Raw genomic sequence first — 18205 nt, forward strand, 5'->3', positions numbered from 1 at the left:
GGATTGAAGGAGAGAAGCGCGCGTCGCATGATGGGCAGGTCGGTCGAGGCTTGCGCCTGGATCGCGCGTCGATACGGAGTTTTGCATGGATCGCCGGCAATTCGTTTCGACCGGTCTTGCTGCGGCCGGGAGCACGTTGGGGCTCGGCGTTGCAAGCGGCAATCGGGCTTTGGCCGAAACCGTGACGGCCCCTAAGCCCGTCTCTTTTCCGGACGGCTTTCTTTGGGGTGCCGCGACCGCGGCCTACCAGGTCGAGGGATCCTGGAACGTGGATCAGAAGGGTGAGTCGATCTGGGATCGCTTCACCCATACGCCCGGCACTATTCGCAATGGCGACACCGGCGATGTCGCCTGCGACAGCTATCGTCGCTATGCCGACGACATCGACCTGATGAAACGCCTCAACTTGAAGACGTTCCGCTATTCGATCGCTTGGCCACGGATCCAACCAACGGGTCGCGGTGCTCCGAATCAGGCCGGCCTCGACTTTTATCGGCGGCTGACCGATGCGGTTCTCGAGGCTGGCATACGTCCTCTCGTGACGCTTTATCATTGGGATCTTCCTCAGGCCTTGGAGCAAGAGGGTGGCTGGCCGAACCGCGATACGGCGGATCGCTTCGCCGATTATGTCGAGATTGTGGGTCGGGCGCTTGGGGATCGTATCGACCACTGGTGCTTGCTGAACGAGCCGAAGACCTTCACGCATGTTGGCTATTGGTACGGTGCCCATGCACCGGGCCGGAAAGACCCGCTTGCCTGTCTGCGCGCGACCCACACGGCCAATCTGGCACAGGGAAAAGGCTTTCGAGCCATGAAGGCGGTGCGTCCGAACGCGCAGGTCGGCACGGCCGTGGATGTCGCGCCGATGGTGCCGGCGACCGACACCGCTGCAGATCGCGCCGCAGCGGAACGCTGGCACAAGTTCCTCAATCTCTGGTTCGTGCTTCCGGCGCTGGAGGGACGATACCCGGATGGCGTACTGCCACCCGAGCAACAAGCGGAGCTTCTCGGGTTTCGCCCCGGCGACGAGACGATCATGCGGGCCGACCTCGATTTTGTCGGCCTTAATTACTACACGCTTTACACGGTCCACGACGCGCCGGAAGGCAACGGCATGCCCGGCCTGAATCTTCGCGCCGATTGGGCTACCGGCACAGACCATAAGACGGACGGTGGCTGGGCGATCGATCCGCCAGGCTTCTACGATATCCTCGCCACGATGAGGGGCGTCACCGGGCATCGACCGATCGAAATCACCGAGAATGGCGCAGCCTATAACGCCGAGCCCGGGCCGGATGGGCATATCGATGACCCTCAGCGCGTCGCCTTCCTCCGGGCGCACCTACAAGAACTCGCTCGGGCGATTGGCGACGGAGTGCCGGTGCGGGCCTACCATTGCTGGAGCTTGATGGATAATTTCGAATGGGCGGAAGGCTATTCTCAGCGGTTTGGCTTGGTCTATGTCGATTTTGTCAACGGACAGCGCCGCGTCGTCAAAGCGTCCGGCGATTGGTTCGCCATCGTCGCAGCCTCTAATCGTGTCGTCTGAATCGATCCCAGCCGTTGCGCCCGGCAGCACGCCGGTCCGTCTGTCCCGCTGTGGTCTTGTTCAAAATGATGCCGAGAATTCTCGTCTTGGTCGACCGTAAAGCGGTCACGGCCATCGCGACCTCGTCGCTCGTGGTGCGATGGGCCTCGATCACGAGGACGAGACCATCGAGATGAGGCCCGATGGCTTGAGCATCAGATGACACGGAGAGAGGCGGCAGATCGATGATGACGCTCCGTTCCTGCCTCATCGCCACGAGGATGATCTGCATCTCGGGTGAGCCGAGATAGATGTTCGGGTCGCTCGTCGTTCCGCTCCTCACCGCCGGAACGAATGACAGCGCTTCCGATAGCGGCACAGGTCGCAATTCGGTTTGTGTCGAATCGCAGGACAGAAGCTCGTTCAAACCGCTTTCGGCATCAGGCGCTAGCGTCTGACTGAGGCCTGGCTGATGGAGATGACCATCGATCAAGGTCACGCGATCCCCGGCGGCCGCCACGAGATGCGCGAAGTTACTGGCGATCGTGGACGTGCCCTCGCGATGGGACCATGCGACGAAGCCGATCGCATGGTGACGCGTTGTCGGGTTGGCGGCCAGGATCGCAGTTCGGCTCACCCGAAGGGCGGCCGAAACGTTCGAGTCCGGATGGACTAGAATTTCATCGAGGGCGATGATGGGCCGTTGCAGACGGCGGCGCGAGCCACCCGATCGGCGGGGGATCAGGCCAAGGCAGGCCATGCCGGCCGATCGCCAGACATCCTGAGGCGAGTGCAGCGTCCGGTCGAGCGCGTAGCGGATCGCCGCGATCGATAGGCCGATGAGCAGCCCAGCCACCGCCGCAAAACTTAGCACCAGCATAGTTTGTGGATAGGCTTTTCCGAGCGGTTCCAAGGCGGCGCTGATGACACGCGCATCCGAATCCGGCAGCCGCATGTCAGGCACAGTCCCAAGGCGCACCGCTTCGGCCGCCGCAGCCTGCTCGGCTTGAACGTCGGCGATCCGACCCTGCAAATATTCGCTGCCGCGCTGGGCGGCGCTGGCCTTAAGCTCGATTTGGTCGCGGATATAGGCAGCCGTGATCGAATTGGCGAGTTTAGCGGCTTGCTGCCGCTCCAACGATCGATAGGAGATTTCGAGCACATAGGATTGCCCGATTCGGCGCACGCTGACCCGATCCGAAAAAGCCTGGAAGGCGCGCGCCTCTTCAGACAGCGGCGCAAGCGCCGGCGCTGCCTCACGCGATGTCGACGGGATGAGGCCTGATAACCCCTCCCTCAACCAATCCCTCACGCCGCGACCATGGGTCGAGAATTCGGAAGTATGAGCGAGATCGAGCGTCGTGAAAACGAAGCGCAAGATCCGCTCCGACTTGACGACCTGGATCTGGCTTTCGGCCTGGGCACTATCGAGCGTCGGGGGGTATGAGCCCGGTCCGGCATCCTGAGCTCCGGCAAATTGTCGGCGGGGTTCGAGGATGATTTGCGTCGAAGCCAGATATTCAGGTGGGGTCGAATACAGGTAGGCGCCTGCGAGGGCGAGACACAGCAGCACCCAGAGGGCCAGCATCCGTCGGTTTGCGTGCAGCACGGCGAGCATGTCACGGACGCTGACCAGAGACGCATCCTCTGCCGGTCGAGCCGATGCATGATCATCCGCGCCGTCCGTGATGGGATGCGGGCTTGGCCAGGATGGCCGGGTGAGGGTGTTATGCTGGTTCAAAGCTGGGCGGCTCGTTCGGGCGCGACGCGTCCCCGCACCAGATCGCCGATCCCGACGAGATTGCCGCGCAAGCGACCGCGGCGGTCGACGTAAGGCTCCGGCGCAAACGAGCCGAAAAGGTTGCTGAGCATGTTGCGTCCAAGATGGTCGGCGACGGACCGCACGGACATATGGCCCTTGCGGAAGAGGTAAATCGGATTGACGATCTGTGAATAGCCCAGCCGATTGCCCGGCATTCTGCTTGTCTTGATCCCGAGATGTACGCCGAGGGCAGCGCCGAGTTTGATCGAGCGCCCACCGCGTCTCGCGAGTGCGGCGCCGAAGTCTCGATCTTCGAGCCAGCCATACAAGACCAGACGTTCGTCGAACGTCAGCCCGTCGAGCGCCTCAACACGGAACGCCATGTTGCATCCGTAGGGGCTATAGTGCTCTTCGATCGCATCAAAGTCTTTGTCACCGAAGGCTTCGATCATCTCGCAAGCGTCGTCGAAAGAGAGACCGGGACCCTTGATGCCGTCGGCGATCAGGCGTCCCGTGATGGCACTGACATCCGGCCGCGCCGCAAAGGTCGCCGCCACGGCGTTCAACCAATTCGGATGCGGCACGAAATCGTCGTCGAAGAAGACCACGATGTGGGTATCGATCGGCAGATGACGAAGCGCCGTGTTGCGCTGGGCGCAACAGCCGGCCGGCCCGATCATAAGAGTGACGTCGGATCGTTCTGCCGCGACGCCGGCATCGTCGCGCGACGTGCAGGAGAGGATGATCGAGGCCGGCCGATGAGTTTGATGGTCGAGCGAGGCCACCACGGCACTCAGAATGTCGGGACGACCTCTCGTCGCAAAGACGACGCAGATGTTGAGCGAGCCGGCGGGGCCGTGGCCGCCGATCGGATGCAATGTTGTCTCGTGTGCGGCGACTGGACCGGCTTGCGGGACCAAAACCGTAACCCCGTTCATGAAGGCCTCATCGATCATCCTCAGCCGGGCCGAGCTTGTCAGGATCGCACGCTGCAGCAATACAACTTGAAGTAGAAATAACAATGTGAGATTGCAGAGCTGGGCGAGAGGGTCGCCTTGGTCGCTGCTGGTTTTTGTCAAACATCGAACATGTCGAGGTAGCCGCGCGCCGAAGCCGCCCAAGAATACAACCTCACCTGCTGGTGACCTCGTCCGACGAGGTCCTGCCGGAGATCGAGCGAATCGCGAAGTCGCGTGATATGCGCCAGCCAAGCCGATGCATCGGTGGGAGAGGCCAACAGAGCCGCCGAGCCGCAGATTTCCGGCATGCTGGCGCGATCAGACGAGACGACCGGGCAACCGAGCGCCATGGCTTCGACGATCGGCAGTCCGAATCCTTCCGTGAACGAGGGGAAGACAAGGCAAAGTGCGGTCGAGAACAGCAGCGCGAGATCATCGTCCGACACGACACCCAGCCACCGGATATTGGCGGCATGGCTCTCGGCCTGGGCCGCAAAGATGCCGGCCTGCCCCCCTGCAACCACCAGATCGAGCCCGCGCGCGCCGAGAGCGTCGGCGATACCGAGAATGAGATCGGCATTTTTGTGTTTGGCGCGACTGCCGAGCAAAAGCACGAACGGTCGCGATATCGGATCATCCCGGAACAGAGTCGAGGCGGCGGACCGCCACCGCAGCGCATGTTCGTGGCCGTTCGGCAGCACCGCAATGGCTGAGGCCTTGATCGGCAGATGCTGGGCGAGTTGCTGAGCCGCCGTTCGCGACACCGAGGCGATCCGCATGGCGCGTCTTGCGAGCGCGGGTTGCAATCCTCGGTAAAGGTAGCGGAAGGCCGCGCCGTAGCTTTCGGGCTGGATGAAGACATTGGCATCGTGGATGCAGACGACCTGGTCGCGCCTAAGCACCGGAGCGGTGTTGCACAGATTTAAAAGAGGCTCGCGGGTTCGAAGCGGCAGAATTGCTTGCTCCCACACGTGACTTCCGAGCGGACCGAGCCGCCGGACCGTCAAGGCTTCGAGCGTCGGCAGCGGGACATCGTCGACGGGGAGAACGACCGTGCCGGTCCGGTTCTGTTCACCGAGGAGCCGATCGATCGCTCGCGTGATCTCACGGGCGTAACGCTGCACGCCGGTCGTCGCTTGCGTATAGAAGCGGCCGTTGATCGCGAAGCCGCAATCCTTGGTCGGCTGTCGGCTTCCGCATGGCGAGAGACCCTCTGGCGCAAGGCGTGCTGGCGCCATTCTCATGGCCCGGCACTGCCTTCGGCGACGTAGAAGGACGGCGACCTCGGAGCGCGGCGCAGCCAGAGCGGTGGTAACCGTCGATGCACGACGGCGCTGCTGCCGCTCACGACGATTCTCGCGGCCGTGAGAAGGGTGCTGGGCGCCACGCTACGACGCACCAACTGTCCCATCACCGGATCTCGACCGGCGCCGTCGCTCCCCTGACGGGGGTCGATCACGTCGATAAAATATTCTGCTACGTCATGCGGCATCAGGGCCGGACGACCACGCGCGACATGCCCGAGCCAGCCGGCACTCGTTTCCCGCGCGTGAGACAGCGTAGCGGCCGGCCATAGATAGGCAGGATGAACGCCTGCATGAAACGCCAACATGGTTGCGGTCGTGCCATCGAAGGGGCGCAGGCGCTCGGACAACGTCTCGTCCACCACCTCGTCGAGGAGCGACAAGGCCGCTTGCTCGAACGCATCATCGCCTGCTTCCGACCGCAACCCAATCAGGCGTTTGATCCATCGGGTCGCCAAAGGGTCGCTCGCGAACCATTCAGCGTGGCAGCGCGCGCCCTTGCGCTTGATGTCCTCGGCGCCGACCGACCGTAAAGCCTGCGGCCGGAGCCTGAGTCTCTCGGGTCCCAAGCCCCAAGCTCGTGCCAGCACGCCCGTTGCGAGATAGGCCGAGAGGGAGGACGGGAGCCGACCATCTTTCGGCACTAGCCGCGGGAACAAGCGGATATATTCGTCCGGGCCGCAGGAAGCCCAGGTCTCGACGGCGGCGATCTCGGACCAGCGGTCGTCCGTAATCCCGTCGCCCCAGAGCCTCGAAGCTCTGAAGGACGTTCTCGTCATCGGCCTCGCCGCCTTCCTGGCTCGTTTGCAATCATGGCGCGCAACACGCTCGTCGAAGCAGGCTAGTAGCTGCCCTTCGAGCGAAGCACGGCCGGGACGGTTTTGACCAAGATGGACAAATCGCGCCCGAAGCTCCAATTGGCAACATAATCCGAGTCGAGCTGAACGCGCGTCGAATACGACACGTCGTTGCGACCGGCGATCTGCCAAGCGCCTGTCAATCCCGGACGAACACGGTAATAATGCTGAATGTGCGGCCCGTAATACTTGACCTCGTCATCGACGATAGGTCGGGGACCGACAAGACTCATCTCGCCGCGCAAAATGTTCATGAACTGCGGCAACTCGTCGATGCTCGACTTTCGCAAGATATGGCCAAGTGGCGTAATTCGCGGGTCGTTCTTCAATTTCCGTGTCTCGTCCCATTCGGAACGCGCCTCTGCATTGGTGGCTAGATGCCGGCGGAGAATGTCGTCTCCTTGGACCGCCATCGTGCGGAACTTAAAACACGGGAACACTTTTCCGCCGCGGCCGACCCGATGATGCCGAAAGAGGATCGGGCGACCTTGGGTTAAGACCAGCAACGCCACGATCGTCAGTATAAGCGGAAGAAAAACAATGAGAGCAAAGATCACGACACTCACATCGAGCCCACGCTTCAGGCCTTTCGAAGTGGAACGCGCCTCACATGCATAGTCCACGGAGGACGTTGCGCGGCCGGATGCAGTCGAGGCCGTGATGGTCGTGCTACTACTGTCAATCACGACGATTGCCTCAACCCTAGATTGCGTTAAAAAACTCTTAATTGGCATTTGATTCGAATTCAATCAGTTTTTGCACTGCAACAAATTAAGATTTACGATAAATAAGACAATGGGATAGAGCGGGACTCTGCCTCATTTCTCGGGCGCGCTTTCATTTCCATCCATGCAAGGGAGAGCCGCCCAAATTTAAGAAAACAACTTAAGATTGCGGAAGGTCGGCCAATTGGGCATAGGAGTGCGAGGCCAGGATCAACGTTGAATGACGTCACCGATTCGGCCAGCGAGACCTGATATGCGAGTCGCAATCATCCACTATTGGCTCGTCGGCATGCGTGGTGGCGAGAAAGTCATCGAGGCGCTCTGCCGACTTTATCCGCAGGCCGATATTTTCACGCATGTCTATGTGCCGTCCGCGATCTCCGACACGATCAACGCGCATCGGGTCGAGACCTCGTTCATCTCAAAGTTGCCGCGCGCCGCCAAAAGCTACAAATCCTACCTGCCGCTGATGCCGATGGCGCTTGAACAGCTCGATCTGCGTGGCTATGACCTGATCATCAGTAGTGAGTCAGGTCCGAGTAAAGGCGTCATCCCTCCGGCGGGCGCGTTGCACGTTTGTTACTGCCACTCTCCGATGCGCTACATCTGGAACATGTTCCACGATTACCGAGATCGTAGCGGTACGCTCACAAAACTGCTGATGCCACCCATCTCGCATTATCTTCGCACCTGGGATGCCATTTCAGCGACCCGCGTCCATCGGTTTGCGGCAAACTCACGTACCGTCGCGCAACGGCTGCAGACCTATTACCGCCGCGACGCCACCGTCATCTATCCGCCGGTCGACGTGCAAGCGTTCGCGCCTGTGCGACGCGACGAGGTCGAGGATTATTATCTGATGGTTGGCGAGCTCGTGGCCTATAAACGGCCGGATCTCGCTGTCGAAGCCTTCAACCGCTCGGGGAAGACGCTCGTGATCGTCGGCGGTGGCGAGATGCTGGCCCGGATTAAAGCGATGGCGGCCTCGAACGTCATAGTCCTCGGGCCGCAGCCCTTTGAGCGGCTTCGCCATCTTTACGCCCGCTGCCGCGCCCTGATTTTTCCGGGCGAGGAGGATTTCGGCATCGTGCCGGTCGAGTGTATGGCCAGCGGGCGTCCCGTCATCGCCTATGGTCGCGGGGGTGCGACCGAGACGGTGATCGAGGGCGAGACCGGGACGTTCTTCATGCGGCAGACGAGCGACGACATTCTGGCTGCCTGTGATCGATGCGAGACGCTCGATCTTGATCCGCTCGACATCGCGACGAAGGCGGGGCGGTTCAGCACGGTACGGTTCGACGATCACATGCGGCGGTTCATCGCGTCCAGTTTGGCGCTGCAGAGTGGGCCCGAATGGGATGTCGCGATTGCGTCGGAGGAGTATTTGCCGGTCGCGTGACGACACGTGGAGTTCACGGGCGACGTCGGCCCTTTTTCACCTCGCGCACCAGCGTGGTCGGCCACATCTCCGTCTCACTGGACGGCGTGTCGTCCGCCGTGCGACCACGTTTGACATGCGTCAGTGCCAGGACGCCAAGTCCTAAGCCATAGCCGACCTGACAGCATACGAAGAGAAGAGCGGCCCAGAACAACACCGTGGCGATCGGAAAATTCTGGGTGACGGCTACGACGCCACCGAGCAACGTGGCGAGAAGAAGCCCGAGTGCGAATTGGATCGCCGGCATCCAGACCGCCAAAGCACTGCCGATCAGCACCGCGAGGACGCATACCGCCGCCATTGCACTCTCCGAGTCTGGCCACAATCAGACATTGCAGCACATTGTTCTACAAACGTTAAGGTTCTGGCCTGCTCTCACGCATCGCCAGAGCGCTTTCCTGCGCCATGGGTGTCATCGGGTGATCGGCGAGATAGCGATGGATTGCCGCGACCACCTGCGCGCCCTCGCCGATAGCGCCTCCGACCCGTTTCACCGATCCGGAGCGGACGTCGCCGACCGCAAACACGCCCGGCATGCTGGATTGTAATGGAGAAGCGCCCGTCTTGGCCGGGGTCTCGCCGGTCAGGATGAACCCGGCTTTGTCGATCGTGACATCGCATCCCGCGAGCCAGCCGGTCGCGGGATCGGCGCCAATAAAAAGGAAAACGTTGCGGATATCCGCCTCGGTTTCGGCGCCGTCCCGCCCCTCGCGCCACCGCACCCGCTCAAGCCAGGCCTCGGGCTGTCCGGAGAGCCCGATGATCTCGGTTCGGCGCATCAATTGGATGTTGGACGCCGCCGCGATTCGGTCGATCAGATAACGCGACATGCTGTCGGCGAGGTCGTCGCCACGGATCATCATCTTGACCGACTTGACGTGGCCGGACAGGAACACGGCCGCCTGACCGGCCGAATTGCCACCTCCCACGAGAATGACATCCTGCCCGGCGCAGAGCTGCGCTTCGATCGGGGAGGCCCAATACCAGACACCACGCCCCTCGAACGTCGCGAGGGGAGGGATATCCGGTCGACGATAGCGCGCGCCAGTGGCCACCACCACCGACCGGGCGCAGACCGGCGCGCCGTCGTCGATCACGAGCGCGAAGGTCGAACTGGCGTTTGTGCAATCGAGCGACTTGACCGGGCACGGGATCATCATCTCGGCCCCGAACTTCTGGGCTTGAACATAAGCGCGTCCGGTCAAGGCCTGACCGGCGATGCCGGTCGGAAAGCCGAGATAGTTTTCGATGCGGGCGCTGGCCCCGGCCTGTCCGCCATAGGCGCGCTCGTCGAAGACCAGAACCGAGAGGCCCTCCGAGGCCGCGTAGACGGCCGTTGCTAAGCCGGCCGGCCCGGCACCGACGATCGCGACATCGTAGATCCGATCTCGTGCGCCAGAGGCGATCATGCCAAGCTTGGCCGCAATCGCCTCCTCCGTGGCCTGCCGAATGACCGTCCCGTCCGCAAAGATGGCGAGCGGAAGATCCTCCGCTGCGGGAGCATAACGGGCTACGACATCGCCGGCTTCCGGGTCTGCCGACGGGTCGAGGACGTGATGAGGCAGGCCGTTGCGGGTGAGAAAATTCTGCAGGCGAAGGATACTGTTCGATGTCGCGGGGCCGACCAGAACCGGCCCGCCCGCTCCGCTCTGGATGAGATTGACCCGTCGTAAAATGAGGGCACGCGTGATCCGCTCGCCGAGATCGGCCTCGCCGATGAGAAGCCGGCGGAGATGATCGGGCGGGATCAGCAAGACATCGACGGCACCGAGTGCGCGCCCATCGACGAGGGCGGGTCGGCCCGATAATTGACCGACTTCGGCGAGAAACTGCCCTGGGCCTTCCTCGACGATCGGGACGACATGGCCGAGGCCATCGCGTTGCGTGATGGCGACATGCCCCGCGAGAATCACAAAGAGGCCGCAACTCGCTTCGCCGGTTTCGAACAGGGTGTCACGATCCTCGTAGTGGCGGATCGTGCCGTAAGGCCGGAGCCGATCGATCTCCCCCGGGGTCAGCGTCGGAAAGATCTGGTCGTAGCGGGGCATCAAGGGCGATGCACCGGTCGCGTTGGGGAGGACCGTCTCTTGCGCCATATCAATGGTCCGATCTGATCCGGTAAGACCGCGTCGATAGATTGCGATCCTGCCCGGCTTGTCAAACCACCTCGGCGCCGCGAGGCGCGTCAGGCGTAAGCCATCTGCCGATTGAACGATGCCTGCATTTCGCCGAGCAGCTCATAAGAGCGAAGACGGGCGCCATGATCGAAGATCGCGGAGGCGACCAGCAATTCATCCGCACCAGTATTTTCGATCAGACGGTCGAGCCCGCGTCGCACCGTCTCGGGTGAACCGACGAACGAACAGCCGAGCATATTGGAAGCTTGTGCCTTTTCGGCCGGGTTCCAATAGCTGTCGATGTCGTCGATCGGCGGTTGCAGGAGCCCGCGCGTGCCGCGGAACATGTTGGTAAAAGCTTGCTGCATGGACGTGAAGAGGCGGCGCGCCTCGGCGTCGGTCTCGGCCACGACGACATTGACGCCGACCATGGCATGGGGGCGCTCGAGTTGATCGGACGGCTGGAACTTGGCCCGGTACATGGCGAGCGCCTGGATCAAGGCATCCGGCGCGAAATGTGACGCAAACGCGTAGGGGAGGCCCAACATGCCGGCCAGTTGTGCGCCAAACAGGCTCGAGCCCAAGATCCAGAGCGGAACGTTGAGGTCCGTCCCCGGAACGGCCTGGATTGTCTGCCCGGGCTGAAGGGGGCCGAACAGGGCTTGCAGCTCCAGCACGTCCTGCGGAAAATTATCGGCGACCGAAGGGTCACGACGCAACGCCCGCAGGGTGCGTTGGTCTGTGCCGGGTGCGCGCCCGAGACCGAGGTCGATGCGACCGGGATACAGCGAGGCGAGCGTGCCGAATTGTTCGGCGATCACGAGTGGCGCGTGGTTCGGCAGCATGATGCCGCCCGATCCGACCCGGATCGTGCGTGTGCCACCTGCGATATACCCGACGACGACGGCGGTCGCGGCGCTGGCGATGCCGACCATGTTGTGGTGTTCGGCCACCCAGTAACGGTTATAGCCCCAACCTTCCGCATGTTGGGCCAGGTCGAGCGTGCGACGCAGCGCGTCCCCTGGCGTGCACCCTTGCGGGACGGGCGCCAGGTCGAGCACGGAAAATGCAGGCATCGTGAACTCCGAAGGAGGCGCGATCGACGCGCGTGTGACCCCAGACATCGGCATCGGAAGCCTTCGACACAAGAGCGTATGGGTTGGAAACGCCGCGTTGGGTCACGCCATGGCCGGTCAGGCGATGCGTTCGATCGGCGTCGCGTCCGGCTCGAAAGGCGGTCGACCGGCCCAAACACCCGCCAACAACGAGCCAGACAGATTGTGCCACACCGAAAAAATGGCGCCCGGCAACGCCGCGAGAGGCGAGAAATATTTGATGCCGAGCGTTGCAGCCAGACCCGAATTCTGCATGCCGACTTCGAGCGCCAACGTCCGGCAGACGCTCTCGTTGAACCCGAGCAGACGCCCGCCCCAGTAGCCGCCAAGCAGCCCGACGCCATTGTGCAGGATGACGCCGACCATCACGACGGGGCCGACCGCCGCGATACTGGGCTGAGCGCCGCCGACGACCGCGCCGATGATCAGCAGGATCGCCGCGATGGACACGAGCGGCAGCAGGGGCTCGACCCGGCGCACAAGCCTCGATGCGAGGTGATTAACCACAAGCCCGAGCGCAACCGGCAGAGCCACGATCTCGACGATGCTGCCGAGAAGCCCCACCGTATCGACCGCGATATCGGCCGAAACATAAAGGCGGGTCAGCAGCGGCGTTGCCACGATGCCGACGAGCGTCGAGAAGGCACTGATGGTCACGGAGAGCGCCACGTCGCCGCCCGATAAATACACCATGACGGTCGAGGCCGTGCCGCTCGCCACGCTGCCGACCAGGATCATACCGGTCGTTATATCTGGCGGCATAGCGAGCGCATGGGCGATCAGATAGGCTGCGAGCGGCATGATGAGATAATGCAGGCCGAGACCCGCGATCACCGGGCCTGGCTGCACGAAGACGCGTTTGAAATCAGCGATCCTCAGCGACACGCCCATGGCGAACATGATGAGACCGAGCAGCAGCGCCACATAGGGCGACACGGGGCGGAACGTGGTTGGCGACAAATAGGCCGCCACCGCCACGAGGACGGTCCAAAGCGGAAACAAGCGGATTACGAGCGCCAAGGCATATGTCCGAACTGTGGTGAGAAAAGGCCGCGCGACCCGAAACCCGCGCGCGGGGAGGGGACGGCGCAGCCCGAAACGTGTCAGCCGAAGGCTTGAATGCCGGTCTGCGCCCGTCCGAGAATCAGCGCATGGACATCATGCGTTCCCTCGTAGGTGTTCACGGTTTCAAGGTTCTGGGCATGGCGAATGACGTGGTATTCGCCGACGATGCCGTTGCCGCCGTGCATGTCCCGCGCCATTCGGGCGATATCGAGCGCCTTCCCGCAATTGTTGCGCTTGATCAGGCTGATCATTTCGGGCGCCATCTGGCCGGCGTCGAACAATTGGCCGACGCGCAAAGCCGCCTGCAAGCCAAGCGCGATCTCGGTCTGCATGTCGGCGAGTTTCTTCTGCACGAGTTGGGTGGCGGCCAGCGGCCGACCGAATTGTTTGCGGTCAAGCGTATAGCTGCGCGCACGGTGCCAGCAATCCTCGGCCGCTCCCATCACGCCCCAGGCGATGCCATAGCGGGCGCGATTGAGGCAGCCGAACGGGCCCTTGAGGCCCGCCACGTTCGGCAGCAGGCTGGTCTCGGGGACTTCGACCCCGTCCATCACGATCTCGCCCGTGATCGAGGCCCGGAGCGACAGCTTCCCCTCGATCTTCGGCGCCGACAGACCTTTGGTGCCCTTGTCGAGGATGAAGCCGCGGATCGCGCCCTCGTGGGCGTCCGACTTTGCCCAGACCACGAAGACATCAGCGATCGGCGCGTTGGAGATCCAGGTTTTGGCACCGGTGATGCGATAGCCGCCGTCGATCTTCTCGGCGCGTGTCCGCATGCCGGACGGGTCGGAGCCTGCCTCCGGCTCGGTCAAGCCGAAACATCCCACCCATTCGCCGCTGGCAAGCTTCGGCAGGTAGCGCTGGCGCTGCGCCTCGTCGCCATAGGCATGGATCGGGTACATCACCAACGAGGATTGCACGCTCATCATCGATCGGTAGCCCGAATCGACCCGTTCGACCTCGCGCGCCACCAGCCCATAGGCCACATAGGATGCGGCCGCCCCGCCATATTGCTCCGGCAGCGTCACGCCGAGCAGGCCGAGCGAGCCCATCTCCTCGAAAATCCCCCGATCGGTTTTTTCATGAGCGTAAGCGTCGACGATGCGCGGCTGCAGCTTTTCCTGAGCAAAAGCCCGTGCCGTGTCGCCGATCATCCGTTCGTCCTCGCTCAATTGCTCGGCGAGGCGGAACGGATCATCCCACTGGAATTGCGCGGCGGAGCGATGCAGAGCGGCGGGCATCTCGGTCATTAACGGGTCTCGCGAGGGGTGAACTGACGGGAGGCATTGCTTTCCATTTAATCCGAAACCGCGGCTGCAGAAAGAGCCGTCGGCCTGCACGCGTTACGGAGCGCGGGAACCACCGGCCGCGAGCCAGGCGAGAGCTCCACGGGCCGCAGCCGCGCCAGTCGCGAAATTTGCCTGGAGCAGGTAGCCCCCGGTCGGGGCCTCCCAGTCCAGCATTTCGCCAGCCGCGAAGACGCCCGGATGCATCCTCAGCATGTAATCGGGGCCGATTGCATCGAAGCGGATGCCGCCCGCGCTGGAGATGGCGCGCGCCATCGGAGCCGTCCCGGTCAAGCGCACCGGCACGGCCTTGACCAAGGCCGCCAGCCGTTCGGGACTCATGTCGGCCAAAGGCTCAGTGTGGCCCGTCGCCGCAGCAACGTGATGGGCTTCCTGCACCAGGCCGATCGCCGCTGGCGAGAGCTTCAGGGATTTGCGGAGATAGGTCGAAAAGGATTGCTTCGAGGGGCGATCCCCGAGGCGGCGCGCCAGCGTCGGGGTGTCGATGTCCGGCCGCAGCGCCACCAGCAGGGTCGTGCCGCCCTGCGCCTGGATAGCATCCCGGAGGGGAGCCGACAGCGCATAAACCGCGCCGCCTTCCAGCCCCGCCCTCGTCACCATGGCGTCTCCCCGCACTGTCTGGCCCGCGCCGGTCAAAGCGACGTTCTTGAGTGGATGCCCCTCGAACCGTTCGCGAAACATCACCGACCAATCGACCGTCATGCCGCAATTTGCCGGCCGCAACGGCGCGACATCGACGCCAGCCTGTCGCAACGGCTCGACCCATGCGCCATCCGAGCCGAGTTGCGGCCACGTCGCGCCGCCGAGCGCCAGAAGGGTCGCGTCGGCATGAGCGACCACAGCGGCGCCGTCCGGCCCCTCGAACAGCAGGCCGCCATCCGTGGTCCAACCGGTCCAGCGGTGACGCGGCTTGAACGTCACGCCGCGTTGATCGAGACGCCGCAACCAGGCGCGGAGAAGCGGGGATGTCTTGAAGCTCGCGGGAAACACCCGACCGCTCGACCCGATGAAGGTGGCTTGGCCGAGCGCCGCGCTCCAGGCCCGAAGCGCATCCGGCCCGAAGGCATCGAGGGCAGGGCGCAAGACGGCTGCGGCCGAGCCGTAACGCGGGACGAAGGCCTCGAGTGGCTCGCTATGCGTGAGGTTCAGGCCGCCACGGCCGGCAAGCAGGAACTTGCGGCCGACCGACGGCATGCGATCGTAGACCGTCACGGTGGCACCGGCCTCGGCAGCGACCTCGGCCGCCATCAGGCCGGCCGGCCCAGCTCCGATGATCGTCAGCGTCGGGGCGGCCCGGCTCGCATAGGGCGACGAGATCATGCCGGCATCCGGTCACGGCGAGGTTGTCGCTTGATTGGAGAAGTGAGGAAAGTCCACATCGAGGTCTTGGTTTCCGTTTGATCTTCTGTCGAACCACCTTACAGCAGAGATCATGCAGATCGCGTGAGCCGCGTCGATGGCATGACCGATCGAACCGACAGCTCGTCGCTCCAGGGTGAATTGGAATGAGACCGAATGGCGATCAAGTTCGAAGATAAGTCCGCACCGGACGCCAAAAGCGCCAAGAAGCCGGTCGCGGCTCCCGCGACGCCGCGCGAACCTGCCGGTGATGGCGCGCCCGAAGGTGATCTCGGCTTCGGCGAGTTCGGCACAAGCACGGCGAAGGGCAAGACCAAGCGACGGGGGCGATAGCGCTGCGCTCCGGTTCGGTGAGGGATCGCACGTGACGGTTCCAGATCTCGAGATCGAAGCGCCCGCCCTGCTGCGCCGCGCGTCGTTCGTGCGGTATTGGTCCGCGCGGGTGAGTTCGACGGTCGCGTTTCAGATGACCGCGGTCGTGGTCGGCTGGCAGGTCTACAGTCTCACCGGCAGCACAGTAGAGCTCGGGCTTGTGGGCCTGATGCAATTTCTGCCAATGCTGCTGCTGACGATCCCGGCCGGCCATGTCGCCGATCGCTATGACAGACGGGTCGTGGTCCGGATCTGCCAGACGGTCGAAGGCTGTGCGACGGCCCTGCTTGCCGTCGGCAGCTACGAAGGCTGGCTCAGCGTTCATGTGATTTTCGCGGCCGTCGCGGTGCTTGGGGCATGCCGGACGTTCGAGAGCCCGACGGTCTCGGCTCTTCTGCCCGGCGTCGTCCCAGTGGCGCTGCTGCCCTCCGCCTTGGCGCTCTCCGCCTCCGCGACGCAAACCGCGACCATCATCGGCCCGGCGCTCGGCGGCTTTCTCTACGTGCTCGGTCCGGCCTCCGCCTATGGGACCGTGGCGGTCTTGTTCTTCGTGTCGAGTGTTCTGGTCGGTGGCATCGCCATGGCGCGAGTCTCGCCCCGCCGGGAACCCGTCACAATCGAATCGCTCCTGTCCGGTTTCGTTTACATCCGCGATCATCCGATCGTGCTGGGCGCCATTTCGCTCGACCTCTTCGCCGTGCTGCTGGGCGGCGCCACGGCGCTATTGCCGGTCTATGCGCGCGATATCCTGCATACGTCGCCCATCGGGCTTGGCCTGTTAAGGGGCGCGCCGGCGGTCGGCGCTCTGACGACCTCGATCCTCCTCGCGCGCCATCCGCTTCGTCGACATGTGGGTTTGACCATGTTCGCGGCCGTCGTAGTGTTCGGCCTCGCCACTATCGTGTTCGGTTTGTCGACCTCGTTTCCGCTGTCGCTGGCGGCGCTCGTCCTGCTCGGTGCTTCGGACGTGGTCAGCGTCGTGATCCGGGGAACGCTCGTCCAATTGGAGACGCCCGATGCGATGCGCGGCCGGGTGAGCGCCGTCAATTCGATGTTCATCGGCACGTCCAACCAGCTCGGCGAGTTCGAGTCCGGGATGACGGCGGCGCTGTTGGGCACCGTCCCGGCCGTCGTGGTCGGCGGTCTCGGCACCATCATGGTGGCGGTGCTCTGGTCGCGGCTGTTTCCCTCCCTGCGCACCGTGCAGCGTCTCGACGGCGATCGCAGCTCAGTGCCGTGATGTGGCACGGTGGCCCGCTCTGCTTGGCCTCATCTGGTGCGCGTGCTAGATGCGAGGCCCAATCAGGAGTTCGAAATGTCTCAGAAAAGCGGCCGCTTCATCGACGATTTCGCCCGTCTCGTGACCGACGCGGCCGGTGTGGCGCAGGGGGTTCGGCGCGAGGCCGAGACCGTCGTCAAGACCCAGACCGAGCGTCTCCTCTCGACCATGAACGTCGTGACGCGCGAGGAATTCGAAGCTGTGCGCGAGATGGCCTCGCTGGCCCGCGACGAGAACGACGCCCTGAAGCGGCGGATCGCGGCTCTCGAGGCGCGTCTCGACGACATCAGGCCGCCGCTCGACGGCACCATCATGGCTTGAGCCCGTCAGGCTCAAGCGGGCTGAACCTCTTGGCTTGAGCAGGCTCACATTGGCTAAGCCCTCATTGGCCCAATCCATCGTGACCTCAGCCCTCAATCAAGGGCGGCTCACGCAAGAGACCGCGGAGATCGAGCGCCGCCGTCACCATGGCGATCTGGCCATCGGCATCGCGCGGCCACTCCTCGCGCGGGCGATCCCAATAGAGTTCGACGCCATTCCGATCGGGGTCGTTCAGATAGAGTGCCTCTGAGACGCCATGGTCGCTTGCACCGTCTAACGGCACCTTGTTGTCGATCAAGCGACGGAGCGCATCCGCGAGCTCGGCGCGCGTCGGATACAGGATCGCGAGATGGAACAGCCCGGTGGTTCCGCGTGGAGGAGGCGATCCGCCTTTGCTCTCCCAGGTGTTGAGGCCGATCTGGTGATGGTAGCCGCCGCCGGCGATGAAGGCCGCCTGCGACCCGAACCGCTGCATGAGTTCGAACCCGAGGACGCCACAGTAGAAGGCGAGCGACCGATCGAGATCGGCGACCTTCAGATGGACATGTCCGATTCGAACGCCGGCCGAGATCGGTCGCGGCGTGAGTGGCGTCGCCGCAGTCGTCGTCGTGGTGGGCCTGTCGCCTAAACTCATCTCTTCATCCAAACACCATGTCGACGCCCAATTGACGTCTTGAGGAAGCCTTAAAGTTTCTTG

The 18205-nt window shown here is 63.3% G+C and carries 17 protein-coding genes; 5 read left to right on the forward strand and 12 right to left on the reverse strand.

Features of this window, described 5'->3' with window-relative positions:
- Positions 1 to 85: 85 nt before the first annotated feature.
- Positions 86 to 1549 (forward strand): GH1 family beta-glucosidase, encoded by a 1464-nt coding sequence (locus LGH83_RS18790; RefSeq protein WP_227399937.1) that lies wholly within the window; start codon positions 86 to 88, stop codon positions 1547 to 1549.
- Here LGH83_RS18790 and LGH83_RS18795 read toward each other — a convergent pair.
- From LGH83_RS18795 to LGH83_RS18815, 5 genes are all read right to left on the reverse strand, one after another.
- Positions 1533 to 3269 (reverse strand): Wzz/FepE/Etk N-terminal domain-containing protein, encoded by a 1737-nt coding sequence (locus LGH83_RS18795; protein ID WP_227399938.1) that lies wholly within the window; start codon positions 3267 to 3269, stop codon positions 1533 to 1535. The genes LGH83_RS18790 and LGH83_RS18795 overlap by 17 nt on opposite strands.
- The gene (locus LGH83_RS18800) at positions 3266 to 4228 is read right to left on the reverse strand and encodes a glycosyltransferase family 2 protein (RefSeq protein WP_227399939.1); all 963 of its coding nucleotides are present in this window, start codon (positions 4226 to 4228) and stop codon (positions 3266 to 3268) included. The genes LGH83_RS18795 and LGH83_RS18800 overlap by 4 nt, the downstream gene beginning before the upstream one ends.
- A 137-nt stretch (positions 4229 to 4365) precedes the next feature.
- A complete protein-coding gene (locus LGH83_RS18805; RefSeq protein ID WP_227399940.1) occupies positions 4366 to 5487 on the reverse strand; it encodes a glycosyltransferase family 4 protein in 1122 nt (373 codons plus the stop codon).
- Between the two features lie 2 nt (positions 5488 to 5489).
- Positions 5490 to 6332 (reverse strand): hypothetical protein, encoded by an 843-nt coding sequence (locus tag LGH83_RS18810; RefSeq protein ID WP_227399941.1) that lies wholly within the window; start codon positions 6330 to 6332, stop codon positions 5490 to 5492.
- A gap of 62 nt (positions 6333 to 6394) precedes the next feature.
- Positions 6395 to 7072, reverse strand: a complete 678-nt coding sequence (locus LGH83_RS18815; protein ID WP_413771164.1) for a sugar transferase — start codon at positions 7070 to 7072, stop codon at positions 6395 to 6397.
- Between the two features lie 316 nt (positions 7073 to 7388).
- On the opposite strand from LGH83_RS18815, the gene LGH83_RS18820 reads away from it, so the two are divergent.
- On the forward strand, positions 7389 to 8534 hold the full coding sequence (locus tag LGH83_RS18820; protein WP_227399943.1) for a glycosyltransferase: 1146 nt from the start codon (positions 7389 to 7391) through the stop codon (positions 8532 to 8534).
- Between the two features lie 13 nt (positions 8535 to 8547).
- Here the strand turns inward: LGH83_RS18820 and LGH83_RS18825 are convergent, their stop codons facing one another.
- The 6 genes from LGH83_RS18825 to LGH83_RS18850 form a co-directional block, all read right to left on the reverse strand.
- Entirely contained in the window at positions 8548 to 8874 is a 327-nt protein-coding gene (locus LGH83_RS18825; protein ID WP_227399944.1) for a hypothetical protein, read from the reverse strand.
- A 55-nt stretch (positions 8875 to 8929) separates the two neighbouring features.
- Positions 8930 to 10669, reverse strand: coding sequence for an FAD-dependent oxidoreductase (locus tag LGH83_RS18830; RefSeq protein ID WP_227399945.1), 1740 nt, complete (start codon positions 10667 to 10669; stop codon positions 8930 to 8932).
- Positions 10670 to 10758: 89 nt separating this feature from the next.
- Positions 10759 to 11766 (reverse strand): LLM class flavin-dependent oxidoreductase, encoded by a 1008-nt coding sequence (locus LGH83_RS18835; protein ID WP_227399946.1) that lies wholly within the window; start codon positions 11764 to 11766, stop codon positions 10759 to 10761.
- Between the two features lie 117 nt (positions 11767 to 11883).
- Positions 11884 to 12825 (reverse strand): ketopantoate/pantoate/pantothenate transporter PanS, encoded by a 942-nt coding sequence (panS, locus tag LGH83_RS18840; RefSeq protein ID WP_227399947.1) that lies wholly within the window; start codon positions 12823 to 12825, stop codon positions 11884 to 11886.
- Positions 12826 to 12908: 83 nt separating this feature from the next.
- Positions 12909 to 14120, reverse strand: a complete 1212-nt coding sequence (locus LGH83_RS18845) for an acyl-CoA dehydrogenase (protein WP_227399948.1) — start codon at positions 14118 to 14120, stop codon at positions 12909 to 12911.
- Between the two features lie 93 nt (positions 14121 to 14213).
- Positions 14214 to 15497 carry an NAD(P)/FAD-dependent oxidoreductase gene (locus LGH83_RS18850; protein WP_227399949.1) on the reverse strand — a complete coding sequence of 428 codons (1284 nt, stop codon included), beginning with the start codon at positions 15495 to 15497 and terminating at the stop codon, positions 14214 to 14216.
- Positions 15498 to 15692: 195 nt separating this feature from the next.
- Here LGH83_RS18850 and LGH83_RS18855 point away from each other — a divergent pair, with 195 nt between their 5' ends.
- The 3 genes from LGH83_RS18855 (at position 15693) to LGH83_RS18865 (ending at position 17508) form a co-directional block, all read left to right on the forward strand.
- Positions 15693 to 15869 (forward strand): hypothetical protein, encoded by a 177-nt coding sequence (locus LGH83_RS18855; protein ID WP_227399950.1) that lies wholly within the window; start codon positions 15693 to 15695, stop codon positions 15867 to 15869.
- 31 nt (positions 15870 to 15900) lie between these two features.
- Positions 15901 to 17148: an MFS transporter gene (locus LGH83_RS18860; RefSeq protein WP_227399951.1), complete on the forward strand. Its 1248-nt coding sequence runs from the start codon at positions 15901 to 15903 to the stop codon at positions 17146 to 17148.
- A 75-nt stretch (positions 17149 to 17223) separates the two neighbouring features.
- Entirely contained in the window at positions 17224 to 17508 is a 285-nt protein-coding gene (locus LGH83_RS18865; protein ID WP_131196972.1) for an accessory factor UbiK family protein, read from the forward strand.
- Between the two features lie 85 nt (positions 17509 to 17593).
- Here LGH83_RS18865 and LGH83_RS18870 read toward each other — a convergent pair whose 3' ends face one another.
- Positions 17594 to 18142: a VOC family protein gene (locus LGH83_RS18870; RefSeq protein WP_227399952.1), complete on the reverse strand. Its 549-nt coding sequence runs from the start codon at positions 18140 to 18142 to the stop codon at positions 17594 to 17596.
- Positions 18143 to 18205: the final 63 nt, after the last annotated feature.

The sequence above is a fragment of the Lichenihabitans sp. PAMC28606 genome (genome assembly GCF_020616535.1).
Lineage (GTDB): Bacteria > Pseudomonadota > Alphaproteobacteria > Rhizobiales > Beijerinckiaceae > Lichenihabitans > Lichenihabitans psoromatis.